At 63.8% G+C, this 15,046-nt stretch carries 14 protein-coding genes; all 14 read left to right on the forward strand.

The features are described from left to right. The 14 genes from nuoE to V1288_RS26285 all read left to right on the forward strand — a co-directional run bounded on the left by nuoE (nt 1) and on the right by V1288_RS26285 (nt 15,003). Nucleotides 1-612: an NADH-quinone oxidoreductase subunit NuoE gene (gene nuoE, locus V1288_RS26220; RefSeq protein ID WP_334359780.1), complete on the forward strand. Its 612-nt coding sequence runs from the start codon at nt 1-3 to the stop codon at nt 610-612. Continuing rightward, nucleotides 609-824: a hypothetical protein gene (locus V1288_RS26225; RefSeq protein WP_334359781.1), complete on the forward strand. Its 216-nt coding sequence runs from the start codon at nt 609-611 to the stop codon at nt 822-824. Before nuoE ends, V1288_RS26225 begins: the two co-directional genes overlap by 4 nt. 21 nt (nt 825-845) lie before the next feature. After that, a complete protein-coding gene (gene nuoF / locus V1288_RS26230; protein ID WP_334359782.1) occupies nt 846-2,171 on the forward strand; it encodes an NADH-quinone oxidoreductase subunit NuoF in 1,326 nt (441 codons plus the stop codon). A 5-nt stretch (nt 2,172-2,176) separates the two neighbouring features. Then, complete coding sequence (locus V1288_RS26235; protein WP_334359783.1) at nt 2,177-2,665, forward strand: hypothetical protein; 489 nt, start codon at nt 2,177-2,179, stop codon at nt 2,663-2,665. Between the two features lie 7 nt (nt 2,666-2,672). Beyond that, nucleotides 2,673-4,751, forward strand: coding sequence for an NADH-quinone oxidoreductase subunit NuoG (gene nuoG / locus V1288_RS26240; RefSeq protein ID WP_334359784.1), 2,079 nt, complete (start codon nt 2,673-2,675; stop codon nt 4,749-4,751). A 10-nt stretch (nt 4,752-4,761) separates the two neighbouring features. Continuing rightward, nucleotides 4,762-5,832, forward strand: a complete 1,071-nt coding sequence (gene nuoH / locus V1288_RS26245; RefSeq protein ID WP_334359785.1) for an NADH-quinone oxidoreductase subunit NuoH — start codon at nt 4,762-4,764, stop codon at nt 5,830-5,832. Between the two features lie 7 nt (nt 5,833-5,839). Beyond that, complete coding sequence (gene nuoI, locus V1288_RS26250; RefSeq protein WP_028345787.1) at nt 5,840-6,334, forward strand: NADH-quinone oxidoreductase subunit NuoI; 495 nt, start codon at nt 5,840-5,842, stop codon at nt 6,332-6,334. A 137-nt stretch (nt 6,335-6,471) separates the two neighbouring features. Next, nucleotides 6,472-7,110 (forward strand): NADH-quinone oxidoreductase subunit J, encoded by a 639-nt coding sequence (locus tag V1288_RS26255; protein WP_334359786.1) that lies wholly within the window; start codon nt 6,472-6,474, stop codon nt 7,108-7,110. Then, a complete protein-coding gene (gene nuoK / locus V1288_RS26260; RefSeq protein WP_334359787.1) occupies nt 7,107-7,415 on the forward strand; it encodes an NADH-quinone oxidoreductase subunit NuoK in 309 nt (102 codons plus the stop codon). Before V1288_RS26255 ends, nuoK begins: the two co-directional genes overlap by 4 nt. A gap of 9 nt (nt 7,416-7,424) precedes the next feature. Further along, a complete protein-coding gene (gene nuoL / locus V1288_RS26265; RefSeq protein WP_334359788.1) occupies nt 7,425-9,506 on the forward strand; it encodes an NADH-quinone oxidoreductase subunit L in 2,082 nt (693 codons plus the stop codon). Then, nucleotides 9,506-11,014, forward strand: coding sequence for an NADH-quinone oxidoreductase subunit M (locus tag V1288_RS26270; RefSeq protein WP_334359789.1), 1,509 nt, complete (start codon nt 9,506-9,508; stop codon nt 11,012-11,014). Before nuoL ends, V1288_RS26270 begins: the two co-directional genes overlap by 1 nt. A gap of 67 nt (nt 11,015-11,081) precedes the next feature. Next, nucleotides 11,082-12,524, forward strand: a complete 1,443-nt coding sequence (gene nuoN / locus V1288_RS26275) for an NADH-quinone oxidoreductase subunit NuoN (protein WP_334359790.1) — start codon at nt 11,082-11,084, stop codon at nt 12,522-12,524. Further along, nucleotides 12,521-13,333: a biotin--[acetyl-CoA-carboxylase] ligase gene (locus V1288_RS26280; protein WP_334359791.1), complete on the forward strand. Its 813-nt coding sequence runs from the start codon at nt 12,521-12,523 to the stop codon at nt 13,331-13,333. Before nuoN ends, V1288_RS26280 begins: the two co-directional genes overlap by 4 nt. After that, nucleotides 13,333-15,003: a ribonuclease J gene (locus V1288_RS26285; protein WP_334359792.1), complete on the forward strand. Its 1,671-nt coding sequence runs from the start codon at nt 13,333-13,335 to the stop codon at nt 15,001-15,003. The genes V1288_RS26280 and V1288_RS26285 overlap by 1 nt, the downstream gene beginning before the upstream one ends. Nucleotides 15,004-15,046 lie beyond the last annotated feature (43 nt).

Consider the following 15,046-nt stretch of genomic DNA (forward strand, 5'->3'; position numbering starts at 1 on the left):
ATGTCCGTCCGCCGCCTCGCCCCGAAGGAATTGCAGCCCGCGAGCTTTGCGTTCTCGGAAGAGAACCTTGCCTGGGCCAAGGCGCAGATCACAAAGTATCCGCCGGGCCGGCAGGCATCGGCGGTGATCGCGATCTTGTGGCGCGCGCAGGAGCAGCATGAGGGATGGGTTTCGGAAGCGGCGATCCGCGTGGTCGCCGACCTGCTCGATATGCCCTACATCCGCGTGCTGGAAGTCGCGACCTTCTACACCATGTTCCAGCTCCAGCCGGTCGGCAAGAAGGCCCATGTGCAGGTATGCGGCACCACGCCGTGCCGCCTGCGCGGCGCCGGCGACCTGATCGAGGTGTGCCAGAGCCGCATCCATCACGATCCCTTCCATCTGTCGAAGGACGGCAATTTCAGTTGGGAAGAGGTCGAGTGTCTCGGCGCCTGCGTGAATGCGCCGATGGTACTGATCTGGAAGGATACCTACGAGGACCTGACCAAGGAAAGCTTTGGCAAGGTGCTGGACGGCTTTGCGTCCGGCAAGCCGCCGAAGCCGGGACCGCAGATCGACCGCCAATTCTCGGCACCCGTGGGTGGGCCGACGACGCTGAAGGAATCCACATGAGGCGTGGCGGCACATGGCCCCTGATCGGGCAGGGAAAGGTCAGCGCGATGAAAAACTGGCGCTATATCGGCATGCACGCCGTCGCGGCGGCTGCGTTCATATTTCTGCTGCAGCGTTACGGGCTGAACGCAACGCTCGAATCCAGCGTGTTGTGGGCGCTGACCTTCGGCGGATGCGCCGCAGGCCTTGCCTACGCGCAGTCCAATCGTTGATCCGCTAGGAAGCTTCAAGTCATGCTCGACGACAAGGATCGCATCTTCAAGAACCTCTACGGCCTCCACGATTGGGGGCTGGAAGGCGCGCGCCGCCGCGGCGCGTGGGACGGCACCAAGGCGATCATCGACAAGGGCCGCGATTGGATCATCAACGAGATGAAGGCTTCCGGCCTGCGCGGCCGCGGCGGGGCGGGATTCCCGACCGGGCTGAAATGGTCGTTCATGCCGAAGGAATCCACCGACGGCCGGCCGAGCTATCTCGTGGTCAACGCCGACGAATCCGAACCCGGCACCTGCAAGGACCGCGAGATCATGCGGCACGATCCGCATCTGCTCGTGGAAGGCTGTCTGCTGGCGAGCTTCGCGATGGGCGCGCATGCCTGTTACATCTATGTGCGCGGCGAGTTCATCCGCGAGCGCGAGCATCTGCAGGCCGCGATCGATCAGGCCTATGACGCCAAGCTGGTCGGCAAGGACAATCTCAATGGCTGGCCGTTCGACATCTATGTCGCCCACGGCGCCGGCGCCTATATCTGCGGCGAGGAAACCGCGCTGCTGGAGAGCCTCGAAGGCAAGAAGGGCCAGCCGCGGCTGAAGCCGCCATTCCCGGCCAATGTCGGCCTCTATGGCTGCCCGACCACCGTCAACAACGTCGAGTCCATCGCGGTGGCCCCTGACATCCTGCGGCGCGGTGCGGCGTGGTTCGCCGCCATCGGCCGGCCGAACAATGTCGGCACCAAGCTGTTTTGCGTCTCAGGCCATGTCGAGCGGCCCTGCAACGTCGAAGAGGCGATGGGGATTCCGTTCCGCGAGCTGATCGAGCGCCATTGCGGCGGCATTCGCGGCGGCTGGGACAATCTGAAGGCCGTGATTCCCGGCGGCTCGTCGGTGCGCATGGTGCCGGCCGAGCAGATCATCGACACGCCGATGGATTTCGACAGCCTCGGCAAGCTCCGCTCCGGCCTCGGCACCGCCGCCGTCATCGTGATGGACAAGTCGACCGACCTGATCCGGGCGATCGCGCGCATCTCCTATTTCTACAAGCACGAGAGCTGCGGCCAGTGCACGCCGTGCCGCGAAGGCACGGGCTGGATGTGGCGTGTCTTGACCCGCATGGCCGAGGGCCGCGCCCACAAGCGCGAAATCGACATGCTGCTCGAAGTGACCAAGCAGGTCGAAGGCCACACCATCTGCGCGCTCGGCGACGCCGCGGCGTGGCCGATCCAGGGTTTGATCGCGCATTTCCGTCACGAGATCGAGGCACGCATCGACCAGTATTCGCACAAGGCCGATATCGACGATGCCGGCGTGCGCGATCCCGTGAATATGGTCGCGGCGGAGTGATCGCGATGTCGCAACCGAGCTTCTGGTGGCAGAGATACGGGACGCTGGCGCAGATGGCGCAGGCGGCCGTGGCGCTGCTCGGCTTTGTTGCGATCCTGTTCCAGATCAACGAGATCCGCACCAACAACCGCGCCGCCAGCGCGCGTCAGGCATTTCTGGGTTACACCGACCTGGCGTTCAAGAATCCGAAATTCGCGCAGCCGGACTATGAGAAGATCAAGGCCGCCGGCCGCGACGAGCAGGTCCAGTACGAGAGCTTTGTCACGTACTTCCTCTACGCCTGTGAGGAAGCGATCGGCGCGTTCGCCGGAAAGCGCGAGTGGCTGGCGTCCTGCGATTACGATTTGAAGCCGCATCTGCCGTTCCTGTGCGAGAAGAACGCGGCGCAGCCGGCCTATCTCGCGACTTATGGCACCGAGACCCAGCGATGGATTAAGACGTCGCTGAAGACCGCCAGCGTTACACCGCCAGACTGCAAGCTGGGAAACCTTTGAGACAGCAATGACCAAACTGATCATCGACGGCAAAGAGATCGATGTGCCTGCGGAGTTCACGCTGCTGCAGGCGTGCGAGGCCGCGGGCGCCGAAATTCCGCGCTTCTGCTACCACGAGCGGCTGTCGATCGCCGGCAATTGCCGGATGTGCCTCGTCGAAATCAAGGGCGGCCCGAAGCCGGTTGCAAGCTGCGCCTGGGGCGTGCGTGACTGCCGGCCCGGCCCGAAGGGCGAGCCGCCGGAAATTTCGACGCGTTCGCCGATGGTGAAGAAGGCGCGCGAAGGCGTGATGGAATTCCTGCTGATCAACCACCCGCTGGATTGCCCGATCTGCGACCAGGGCGGCGAGTGCGACCTGCAGGACCAGGCGATGGGTTACGGCGTCGACACCTCGCGCTATGCCGAGAACAAGCGCGCGGTCGAGGACAAGTATCTCGGCGCGCTGGTGAAGACCTCGATGAACCGCTGCATCCAGTGCACGCGCTGCGTCCGCTTCTCCGCCGAAGTCGCCGGCGTCCCGGAAATGGGCGCGACCGGCCGTGGCGAAGACATGGAGATCACGACCTATCTGGAGCAGGCGCTGTCCTCCGAGCTGCAGGGTAATCTCGTCGACATCTGTCCGGTGGGCGCGTTGACCTCGAAGCCGTACGCGTTCGCCGCACGTCCGTGGGAGCTCGGCAAGACGCAGTCGGTCGACGTCATGGACGGCGTCGGCTCTGCGATCCGCGTCGATACCCGCGGCCGCGAGGTGATGCGGATCCTGCCGCGCATCAACGAGGCCGTGAACGAGGAATGGATTTCCGACAAAACCCGTCACGTCGTCGACGGCCTGCGCACGCAGCGGCTCGACCGGCCCTATATCCGCGACAACGGCAAGCTCCGCGCGGCGTCATGGCAGGAGGCTTTTGCAGCGATAGCAGCCAAGGTCAGGATGAGCGACGGCAAGCGGATCGGGGCCATCGCCGGCGATCTCGCTGCGATCGAAGAGATGTTCGCGTTCAAGGATCTGCTGAGCCAATACGGCTCCGTCAATCTGGCGGTGCAGGGCGGCGACGCCTTCGACGCCAAGGCGGGACGCGCGACCTGGATCTTCAACCCGACCATTGCCGGGATCGAGCACGCCGATGCGCTGCTGATCATCGGCGCCAACCCGCGCAAGGAAGCCGCTGTCCTCAACGCGCGCATCCGCAAGCGCTGGCGCACGGGCCAGCTTAAGGTCGGCTTGATCGGCGCCAAGGCCGACCTCACCTATGACTGCGACTATCTTGGCGCGGGCACGGATACGCTCAGCGAACTCGCGAGCGGGAAGCATTCCTTTGCCGAAGTGCTGAAGGGCGCCAGGAACCCGATCGTGCTGGTCGGTGCCGGTGCGCTGGCGCGGCATGACGGCGCGGCGGTGCTGGCGCTGGCAGCCAAGGTCGCCGCGGGTGTCGGCGCGCTCAAGGACGGCTGGAACGGCTTTGCCGTGCTGCAGGATACGGCCTCGCGTGCGGGCGCGCTCGATATCGGCTTTGCGCCCGGCAAGGGCGGTCTCAGCCTGGCGCAGATGACGACTTTCGGCACACTCGACGTGCTGTTCCTGTTGGGGGCCGACGAGGTGAAGGTGCCGGACGGCACGTTCGTGGTCTATATTGGCACCCATGGCGACCGCGGCGCGCATCGCGCCGACGTCATCCTGCCGGGCGCGGCCTATACCGAGAAATCCGGCCTCTACGTCAATACCGAGGGCAGGGTGCAGATCGCCAGCCGCGCCGCGTTCCCGCCCGGCGAGGCGCGCGAGGACTGGGCGATCGTCCGCGCGCTGTCGGACGTGCTGGGCAAGAAGCTGCCCTATGATTCCCTCGGGGCATTGCGCCAGGCGCTGTTCAAGGCCGTCCCGCATCTGATGCGGATCGACCAGATCGAATCCGGCAAGGCCGATGACGTCAAGGCGCTGGCGGGCAAGAAGGGCGGCAAGGTCGACAAGACCCCGTTCAAGAGTTCGGTCGAGGATTTCTATCTGACCAACCCGATCGCGCGGGCTTCCGCTGTCATGGCGGAATGTTCCCGGCTGGCGTCCGGGAAAATGCTGACGGCAGCGGAGTAAGCGTGACCTGATGGCTGATTTCTTCGCAAGCTCGTTCTGGACCGGCTTTCTCTGGCCGCTGATCATCATGGTCGCGCAGAGCCTGCTCTTGCTCGTCGTGCTCCTGATCGCGATCGCCTACATCCTGCTCGCCGACCGCAAGATCTGGGCGGCGGTGCAGATCCGCCGCGGCCCTAACGTCGTCGGCCCCTGGGGCCTCCTGCAATCCTTCGCGGACCTTCTGAAGTTCGTGCTGAAGGAGCCGATCATCCCGTCCGGCTCCAACAAGGGCGTGTTCCTGCTGGCGCCGCTGGTGTCCTGCGTGCTGGCGCTGGCTGCCTGGGCCGTGATCCCGATGGATCTCGGCTGGGTGATATCGGACATCAATGTTGGCGTGCTCTACATCTTCGCGATCTCGTCGCTGTCGATCTACGGCATCATCATGGCCGGCTGGTCGTCGAACTCGAAATATCCGTTCCTGGCTGCGCTCCGCTCCGCGGCGCAGATGGTGTCCTACGAAGTCTCGATCGGCTTCGTCATCATCACGGTCTTGCTGTGCGCCGGCTCGCTCAACCTTTCGGCGGTGGTGGAAGCGCAGAACACCCGCGGCTTCGCCAGCCTGATCGGGCTGCCGCAGCTCACCATCCTGAACTGGTATGTGTGGCCGCTGTTCCCGATGTTCGTGGTGTTCTATGTCTCGGCGCTGGCCGAGACCAACCGTCCGCCATTCGACCTGGTGGAAGCGGAATCCGAACTGGTCGCCGGCTTCATGGTCGAATACGGCTCGACGCCGTATCTCTTGTTCATGCTCGGCGAATATGTCGCGATCACCACGATGTGCGCGATGGCGACGATCCTGTTCCTTGGCGGCTGGCTGCCGCCGGTGGCGCTGCCGCCATTCACCTGGATCCCGGGCGTGGTGTGGTTCGCGCTGAAACTGTTCTTCATGTTCTTCCTGTTCGCGATGGCGAAGGCGATCGTGCCGCGCTACCGCTACGATCAACTGATGCGGCTCGGCTGGAAGGTGTTTTTGCCGTTGTCGCTGGCAATGGTGGTGATTGTGGCCGGGGTGCTGCAGTTCGCCGGCATTGCGCCGAAATGAGGCCGTCATGAGTGTCAACGTCAACGCAACCGCCCGAGCGCTTCTCTTGAGCGAATTCGTATCGGCGTTCTTTCTCGCCATGCGCTATTTCTTCAAGCCGAAGCCGACCATCAACTATCCGTTCGAGAAGAACCCGATCTCGCCGCGCTTCCGCGGCGAGCATGCGCTGCGCCGCTACCCCAACGGTGAGGAGCGCTGCATCGCCTGCAAGCTGTGCGAGGCGATCTGCCCGGCGCAGGCGATCACCATCGAGGCCGGCCCGCGCCGCAACGACGGCACCCGCCGCACCGTGCGCTACGACATCGACATGGTGAAATGCATCTATTGCGGCCTGTGCCAGGAAGCCTGCCCGGTCGATGCCATCGTCGAGGGACCGAATTTCGAATTCGCGACCGAGACCCGCGAGGAACTCTATTATGACAAGGCGAAGCTGCTCGCCAATGGCGACCGCTGGGAGCGCGAGATTGCGAAAGCAATTGAACTCGACGCGCCGTACCGGTGAGGTGAGGGCATGATCCGTCACACTATATCCACGTCATTCCGGGGCGCGCGAAGCGCGAACCCGGAATCTCGCGCCACGATCTCCAGATTCCGGATTCGCGGACTGCGTCCGCGCTCCGGAATGACGGGAGCGGGCCGATGATCCTTCCCGCGCTGTTCTTCTATCTGTTTGCCGGCGTCTGCGTGGCGTCGGCGGTGATGGTGATTGTGTCGCGCAATCCCGTGCACTCGGTGCTGTATCTGATCCTGGCGTTCGTCAATGCGTCCGGGCTGTTCATTCTGATGGGCGCTGAGTTCCTTGGAATGATGCTGATCGTCGTCTATGTCGGCGCGGTTGCGGTGCTGTTCCTGTTCGTGATCATGATGCTCGACGTCGACTTCGTCGAGCTGCGCGAAGGCTTCATGCAGTATTTGCCGATTGGATTGGTGATCGGCGGCATCTTCATGTTCGAGCTTCTGCTGGTGGTCGGCGGTTGGGCGATCAACCCGTCCGTCACCAAGTCCATCACGGCGGCGATCCCGGCCAATGTCAACAACACCGAGGCGCTCGGGCTGGTGCTCTATACGAAGTACATCCACTACTTCCAGATCGCCGGCATGGTGCTGCTGGTGGCGATGATCGGCGCCATCGTGCTGACGCTGCGCCACAAGGCCAAGGTCAAGCGGCAGGATATCAACGTGCAGAACGCGCGGACGCCGGAGCTCGCGATGGCCGTGCGCAAGGTCGCGTCCGGGCAGGGGCTGCAGGATGCGGACGCGGCGGAGTGGGTGAAATGACGATCGGTCTGGGACACTATCTCGCGGTCGGCGCCATCCTGTTCACGCTCGGGATCCTCGGCATCTTCTTGAATCGCAAGAACATCATCGTCATCCTGATGTCGATCGAGCTGATCCTGCTCGCGGTCAACATCAACCTGGTGGCGTTCTCGACCTTCCTCGGCGACATCGTCGGCCAGGTGTTTGCGCTGCTGGTGCTGACGGTTGCCGCCGCTGAAGCTGCGATCGGTCTTGCCGTGCTGGTGGTCTATTTCCGCAACCGCGGTTCGATCGCGGTTGACGACGTCAATCTGATGAAGGGCTAGGGCGCGGCTATGGTTCAGGCAATTGTCTTTCTGCCGCTGCTGGGCGCCATTCTGGCCGGCCTGATTGCGATCTTCGGCGCGCATGCGCGCAACCCGAGCGGCGATGAGGTCAAGCATCACGACCACGGGCATCACGATCAAGGCCTTGGCGATCACGCGCACGCCGCTGAAGCTCATGATGAACATGGCGATCACGGCCATGACGTCCATCACGTCTCGGAGCCGCCGGCTCAGGGCTCGCGCGCCGCCGAGCTGATTACGACAGGGCTTCTATTTGTATCCGCAGCGCTGTCTTGGGTGACGCTGGTCGACGTCGGCTTCATGCACCATGACGCCCGGATCGCGCTGTTCCCCTGGATCAATTCCGGTGATCTGCAGGTGGCGTGGGCGCTGCGCGTCGATACGCTGACCGCGGTGATGCTGGTGGTGGTCAACACCATCTCCTCGCTCGTGCACCTCTATTCCATCGGTTACATGGACGAGGACCCGCACCGGCCGCGCTTCTTCGCCTATTTGTCGCTGTTCACCTTCGCGATGCTGATGCTGGTGACGGCGGACAATCTGGTCCAGCTCTTCTTCGGCTGGGAAGGCGTCGGTCTCGCGAGCTACCTGCTGATCGGCTTCTGGTACCAGAAGCCGTCGGCGAATGCCGCGGCGATCAAGGCCTTCGTGGTCAACCGCGTCGGCGATTTCGGCTTCGCGCTCGGCATCTTCGCCATCTACATGCTGCTCAACTCGACCGATCTCGAGACCATCTTCGCCGGCGCCCCGGGGCTATCAGGCAAGACCATCGACTTCTTCGGCTGGCATGCCGATGCGCTGACGCTGACCTGCCTGTTGCTGTTCATGGGCGCGATGGGAAAATCGGCCCAGTTCCTGCTGCACACCTGGTTGCCGGACGCGATGGAAGGCCCGACGCCGGTCTCCGCGCTGATCCACGCTGCGACCATGGTGACCGCTGGCGTGTTCATGGTGGCGCGGCTGTCGCCGCTGTTCGAGCTCGCGCCGAATGCGCAGGCCGTCGTCATGTTCTTCGGCGCCACCACCGCGTTCTTTGCGGCGACCGTCGGTCTCGTCCAGAACGACATCAAGCGCATCGTCGCCTACTCGACCTGTTCGCAGCTCGGCTACATGTTCGTGGCGATGGGGGCGGGGGCCTATTCGGTCGGCATGTTCCATCTGTTCACGCACGCCTTCTTCAAGGCGCTGCTGTTCTTGGGGTCCGGCTCGGTGATCTACGCGATGCACCACGAGCAGGACATCCGCAACATGGGGGGCTTAAAGGACAAGATCCCCTACACCTACAGCGTGATGGTGATCGGCACGCTGGCGCTGACCGGCTTCCCGCTCACGGCCGGCTATTTCTCCAAGGACGCGATCATCGAGTCCGCCTACGTCGCGCACAATCCATTCGCATACTACGGTTTCGCGTTGACGGTGATTGCGGCCGGCCTGACCTCGTTCTATTCGTGGCGGCTGATCTTCAAGACGTTCCACGGCGAGCCGCACGACCAGCACCACTATGAGGCCGCGCACGAATCGCCGATGTGGATGCTGGTCCCGATCGGCGTTTTGGCGGCCGGCTCGATCCTGGCCGGTTTCCCGTTCAAGGAAGTATTCGCGGGCCATGGCGTCGAAGAGTTCTTCCGCGAGTCGCTCAAGATGCACCCGCATATCATCGACGAGATGCACCACATTCCACAGGCGATCGCGTTCCTGCCGACGGTGATGATGGTCGTGGGCTTCCTGGTGTCGTGGCTGTTCTACATCCGCCGGCCGTATCTGCCGGTCGAACTCGCCAACCAGCACCAGATGCTCTACCAGTTCCTGCTCAACAAATGGTACTTCGACGAGCTCTATGAGGTCATCTTCGTCCGTCCGGCGAAGTGGCTCGGCCGCTTTCTTTGGAAAAAGGGCGACGGCTTCGTCATCGACGGCTTCGGCCCGGATGGCGTGTCGGCGCGCGTGCTCGATGTCACCCGCAATGTGGTGAAGATTCAGACCGGCTATCTCTATCACTATGCCTTTGCGATGCTGATCGGGGTCGCGGGGCTGATCACCTGGTTCATGTTCGGCTTGGGGGCCCAGTGATGACAACCTGGCCGATTCTTTCCGTCGTCACCTTCCTGCCGATCATCGGCGCGCTGGCGATCTATCTCACCCGCGGCGAGGACGAGGCGGCGCGGCGCAATGCGCGCTGGATCGCGCTGTGGACCACGCTGGTCACCTTTGCGGTGTCGCTGATCCTGGGCTGGCGCTTCGACGCCGCCAATCCGGATTTCCAGTTCGTCGAAAAGGCGAACTGGCTCGCCAGCGGCATCACCTATCACATGGGCGTCGACGGCATTTCGCTGCCGTTCGTGATCCTGACCACCGCTTTGATGCCGTTCTGCATCATCGCGAGCTGGAAATCGATCACGGTGCGCGTGCGCGAATACATGATGGCGTTCCTGCTTTTGGAGACGCTGATGGTCGGCACGTTTTCGGCGCTCGACCTCGTGCTGTTCTATCTGTTCTTCGAGGGTGGCCTGATCCCGATGTTCCTGATCATCGGCGTCTGGGGCGGGCCGCGCCGGGTCTACGCGTCGTTCAAGTTCTTTCTCTACACGCTGCTCGGCTCGGTGCTGATGCTGCTCGCCATCATGGCGCTGTACTGGAATGCCGGCACCACCGACATCCCGACCCTGATGCATACCGCCGTGCCACGTAGCTTGCAGACCTGGGCGTGGCTGGCGTTCTTTGCCTCGTTCGCCGTGAAGATGCCGATGTGGCCGGTGCACACCTGGCTTCCCGATGCGCACGTCGAGGCGCCGACCGCAGGCTCGGTGATCCTGGCCGCGATCCTGTTGAAGATGGGCGGCTACGGTTTCCTGCGGTTCTCGCTGCCGATGTTTCCGCTGGCCTCGCATGATTTTGCGCCGCTGATCTTCTCGTTGTCGGTGATCGCCATCGTCTACACCTCGCTGGTGGCGCTGATGCAGGAGGACATCAAGAAACTGATCGCCTATTCGTCGGTGGCCCATATGGGCTTCGTCACCATGGGCATCTTCGCCGCGACCACGCAGGGCGTGGCCGGCGGCGTGTTCCAGATGGTGTCGCACGGCATCGTCTCCGGCGCGCTGTTCCTGTGCGTCGGCATCGTCTACGACCGCATGCATACCCGCGAGATCACGGCCTATGGCGGCCTCGTCAACCGGATGCCGCTCTACGCGCTGGTGTTCATGGTCTTCACCATGGCCAATGTCGGTCTGCCCGGCACTAGCGGCTTCGTCGGCGAATTCATGACGCTGCTCGGCACCTTCAAGGTCTCGATCCCGACCGCGACCTTTGCCACGCTCGGCGTGATCCTGTCGGCCTGCTATGCGCTGTGGCTCTATCGCAAGGTGGTGTTCGGCGCGCTGACCAAGCCGTCGCTCGCCAGCATCAAGGATCTGACCCTCCGCGAGAGTCTGACCCTGTTCCCGCTCGTCGCGCTGACGATCCTGTTCGGCGTCTATCCGAAGCCGGTGCTCGACATGTCGGCGGCCTCGGTCCAGCAACTCGTCAACAATTACAATGCCGCCGTGACTGCCGTGAAGGCAGCCGCGCTGGTCCAGTAACGCAGCGTTTTCAAGCGAAGTGGGAACCGGTTCGCATGAAGGAAACGCGTCAAGGAAATAAAGCGCCATGAGCTTTTCCAGTGCAGGTTATCAGTTGCTGCCGGTGCTGCCGGAGCTGGTGCTGGCCGTCGGCGCCATGGCGCTGTTGATGCTGGGCGCCTATCGCGGCGAGGGGACGACCAGACTGGTCACCAGCCTTGCGGTGGTGCTGCTGGTCGTGACCGGCGTGCTGGAGTTGATGCTGCCGGCCGGCAAGCTCGCGACCTTCGGCGGCAGCTTCATTGTCGACGATTTTGCCCGCTTCCTGAAAGTCCTTGCGATCATCGGCTCGGCGGTGACGCTGATCCTGTCGACGGAGTTTTTGTCCGACCCGTCGCGGCGCATTTTCGAATATGCGATCCTCGTGCTGCTCTCCACGCTCGGCATGATGGTGCTGATCTCGGCCGCCGACCTGATCATGCTCTATCTCGGGCTCGAACTGATGAGCCTTGCGCTCTACGTGGTCGCTGCCTCTAACCGCGACAACGCCAAGTCCACCGAAGCCGGGCTGAAGTATTTCGTACTCGGCGCGCTGTCCTCGGGCATGCTGCTATACGGCGCTTCGCTGATCTACGGCTTCACCGGCACGGTCGATTTTGCCGGCATTGCGGCTACGGTGAAGACCGGCAGCGTCGGCATCGTCTTTGGCCTGGTGTTCCTGCTGGCCGGGCTCTGCTTCAAGGTATCCGCCGTGCCGTTCCACATGTGGACGCCCGACGTCTACGAGGGGGCGCCGACGCCGGTCACGGCGTTCTTTGCCTCGGCGCCGAAAGTCGCAGCGCTCGCCGTTTTCACCCGCGTGACCTTGACCGCGTTCCCCGGCATCGTCCCGCAATGGCAGCAGATCCTCGTGTTTGTCGCGATCGCTTCGATGGCGCTGGGTTCGTTCGCCGCGATCGGACAGAGGAACATCAAACGCCTGATGGCCTATTCGTCGATCGGCCATATGGGCTTTGCGCTGGTAGGGCTCGCGTCGGGCACGGTGGAGGGCGCGCAGGGCGTGCTGGTCTACATCGCGATCTATGTCGCGATGACGCTGGGCTCCTTCGCCGTCATCCTGACTATGAAGCGCAACGGCCAGCCGATGGAGCAGATCAGCGATTTCGCCGGGCTGTCGCGCACCAACCCGCTGCTGGCGTTTTTCTTCGCCATGCTCTTGTTCTCGCTGGCCGGCATTCCGCCGCTCGCGGGCTTCTTTGCCAAATGGTACGTGTTCGTGGCCGCGATCAAGGCGGGCCTGTTCACGCTCGCCGTAATCGGGGTGCTCACCAGCGTCGTGGGTGCATTCTACTATCTCACCATCATCAAGGTGATGTATTTCGACGAGCCGGTCGGCAAGATCGAGCCGATGCGGATCGAACTGCGCACGGTGCTGGCGGTCGCGGGCATCTTCAACATCTTCTTCTTCGTCTATCCGGGGCCGCTGGTCAGCGTCGCCACGGTGGCCGCGAAGTCGCTCTTCCCAGGATGACCTTCTCGCTCGGTCCCAAAGCCATATCGGCGGGCTACCGTCTCGCCGCCTTCGACCGCATCGGTTCGACCAACGCCGAAGCCATGTCCCGCGCCCGCGATGGCGAGCGCGCCCCGACGTGGTTCGTGACGACCGAGCAGACCGCCGGCCGCGGCCGCCGGCAGCGCGCCTGGATCGCGCCGCGCGGTAACCTCGCCAGCAGCATCCTCGAGGTCATGGACGTGTCGCCCGGCGTCGCGGCCACCCTGGGCTTTGCCGCAGGGCTTTCGCTGGAAAGCGCCCTGCAGAAGCTCAGCATCGAAGCCAATTTGCGCCGTGCCGGCGCGGCGCCGCTGAAATACGCCCTGAAATGGCCCAACGACGTCATGGCGGATGGGCAGAAGCTCGCCGGCATCCTGCTGGAGGCCGAGGCCCTGGCCGGCAGTCGCCTGGCCGTGGTGGTCGGCATCGGCACCAACGTCATTGCTGCGCCTGAGGGCACGCCGACGCCGGCGACCTCGCTGGCCGCGCTCGGCGTTCAAATCGGCGCCGACGAGCTATTCGCCGCGCTCTCCGACGCCTGGGTCGACTTCACCGGCATCTGGGACAATGGCCGCGGCTTTGCCGACATCCGCAAGGCGTGGCTGGAACGGGCCTTTGGCGTCGGCGAGCGGGTCGCGGTCCAGACCGGAACCGCGAAGATAGAAGGCACGTTCGATACGATCGATGATACCGGCTGCCTGATCGTCCGCACGGCGGAGGGCAGGCGCATGCCGATCACAGCCGGAGAAGTCTATTTCGGCACCGCGGCATCAGTGGGAGCGGCCTGATGGCGCGGCCGGATGAACTGACCTTTGCGCCGCTTGGCGGCGTTGGCGAGATCGGCATGAACTTGTCGATCTACGGGCTCGGCAACCGCCACCAGCGTTCCTGGCTCGCGGTCGATCTCGGCGTCTCCTTCGGCGACGAGGAACATCTGCCGGGCATCGACCTGATCATGCCCGACATCCGCTTCCTGGAGAAGGAGCGCAACAATTTGATGGGTCTGGTGCTGACGCACGCCCACGAGGATCATTTCGGCGCGATTATAGATCTCTGGCCGAAGCTGCAATGCAAGGTCTATGCAACTAAATTCAGCGCCGCTTTGTTCGAGGCCAAATGCGCCGCCGAGCGCAATCCGCCGAAGATACCGGTAACGGTGGTGCCGTCGGGCGGCCGCGTCGAGCTTGGGCCGTTCACCGTCGAGTTCATCCCGGTCGCCCATTCGATCCCGGAATCGCATGCGCTGGCGATCCACACCCCGGCCGGCACTGTGCTGCACACCGGCGACTGGAAGATCGACCCGACGCCGATCATCGGTCTTCCGACCGACGAGCGGCGCCTGCGCGAACTCGGCGATGCCGGCGTGCTGGCGCTGGTCGGCGATTCCACCAACGCGGTGCGGGACGGGCGCTCGCCCTCGGAGACCGAGGTCGCCGCCACCATCACCAAGCTGGTGATGGCCGCCAAAGGCCGGGTTGCCGTCACCACCTTTGCCTCCAACGTCGCCCGCCTGAAAGCGGTGGCGGACGCCGCCAAAGCCGCCGATCGCGAGGTGGTCGTGGTCGGCCGCGCTATGGAGCGCGTGGTGCAGGTCGCCCGCGAGACCGGCTATCTCGAGGGCGTGCAGAATTTCCGCGGCGCCGATTATTATGGGCATTTCCCGCCGGACAAGGTGCTGGCGCTGTGCACCGGCAGCCAGGGCGAGCCGCGCGCGGCACTGGCCCGGATCGCCAATAACGACCACCCGCAGGTGACGCTGAACAAGGGCGACAGCGTGATCTTTTCCTCGCGCACCATCCCCGGCAACGAGAAGGCGGTCGGCGCCATCATCAATGGCCTGGTGGTCCAGGGCATCGAGGTCATCACCGACCGCACTGATCTGGTCCACGTCTCCGGCCATCCGCGCCGCGACGAGCTGCGCGACATGATCTCATGGGTACGCCCGCAGATCTTGATCCCCGTCCATGGCGAGGCGCTGCATCTGTCGGAGCACGCCAAGCTGGCGCGTGCCGCCGGCGTCCCGAAGGTGCTGACGTGCCGGAACGGCGACCTGATCAAGCTTGGGCCGGGCGACCCTGGAATCATCGACGAATTGCCGTCGGGACGGATCTACAAGGACGGCGCGATCCTGGAGGATTCAAAATCCCGCGCCGTGGTCGAGCGGCGGCGGATGGGGTTTGCCGGCTGCGCCTTTGTCGCCCTCGCCATGACCGACAAGGGCGAATTGGCCGACGATCCCGAGGTTGATCTGGTTGGCATCCCCGAGAAGAATGCGGCCGGCGAGGTGATCGACGAGATCGTGTTCGATACGGTGGTTTCGACGGTGGAAAACCTGCCGCGGGCGCGGCGGCGCGATGCGGACGCTACGGCTGAATCGGTGCGCCGCGCGGTGCGTGCGGTCATCAGCGAGAACTGGGGCAAGAAGCCGATTTGCCTCGTTCATGTGCTGACGGTTTGAGGTAAAAGCACTTCTAACCGGGCGGACGTGCCGGGAAGATGCA

The organism is Bradyrhizobium sp. AZCC 2176, assembly GCF_036924645.1.
Taxonomy (GTDB): Bacteria; Pseudomonadota; Alphaproteobacteria; order Rhizobiales; family Xanthobacteraceae; genus Bradyrhizobium.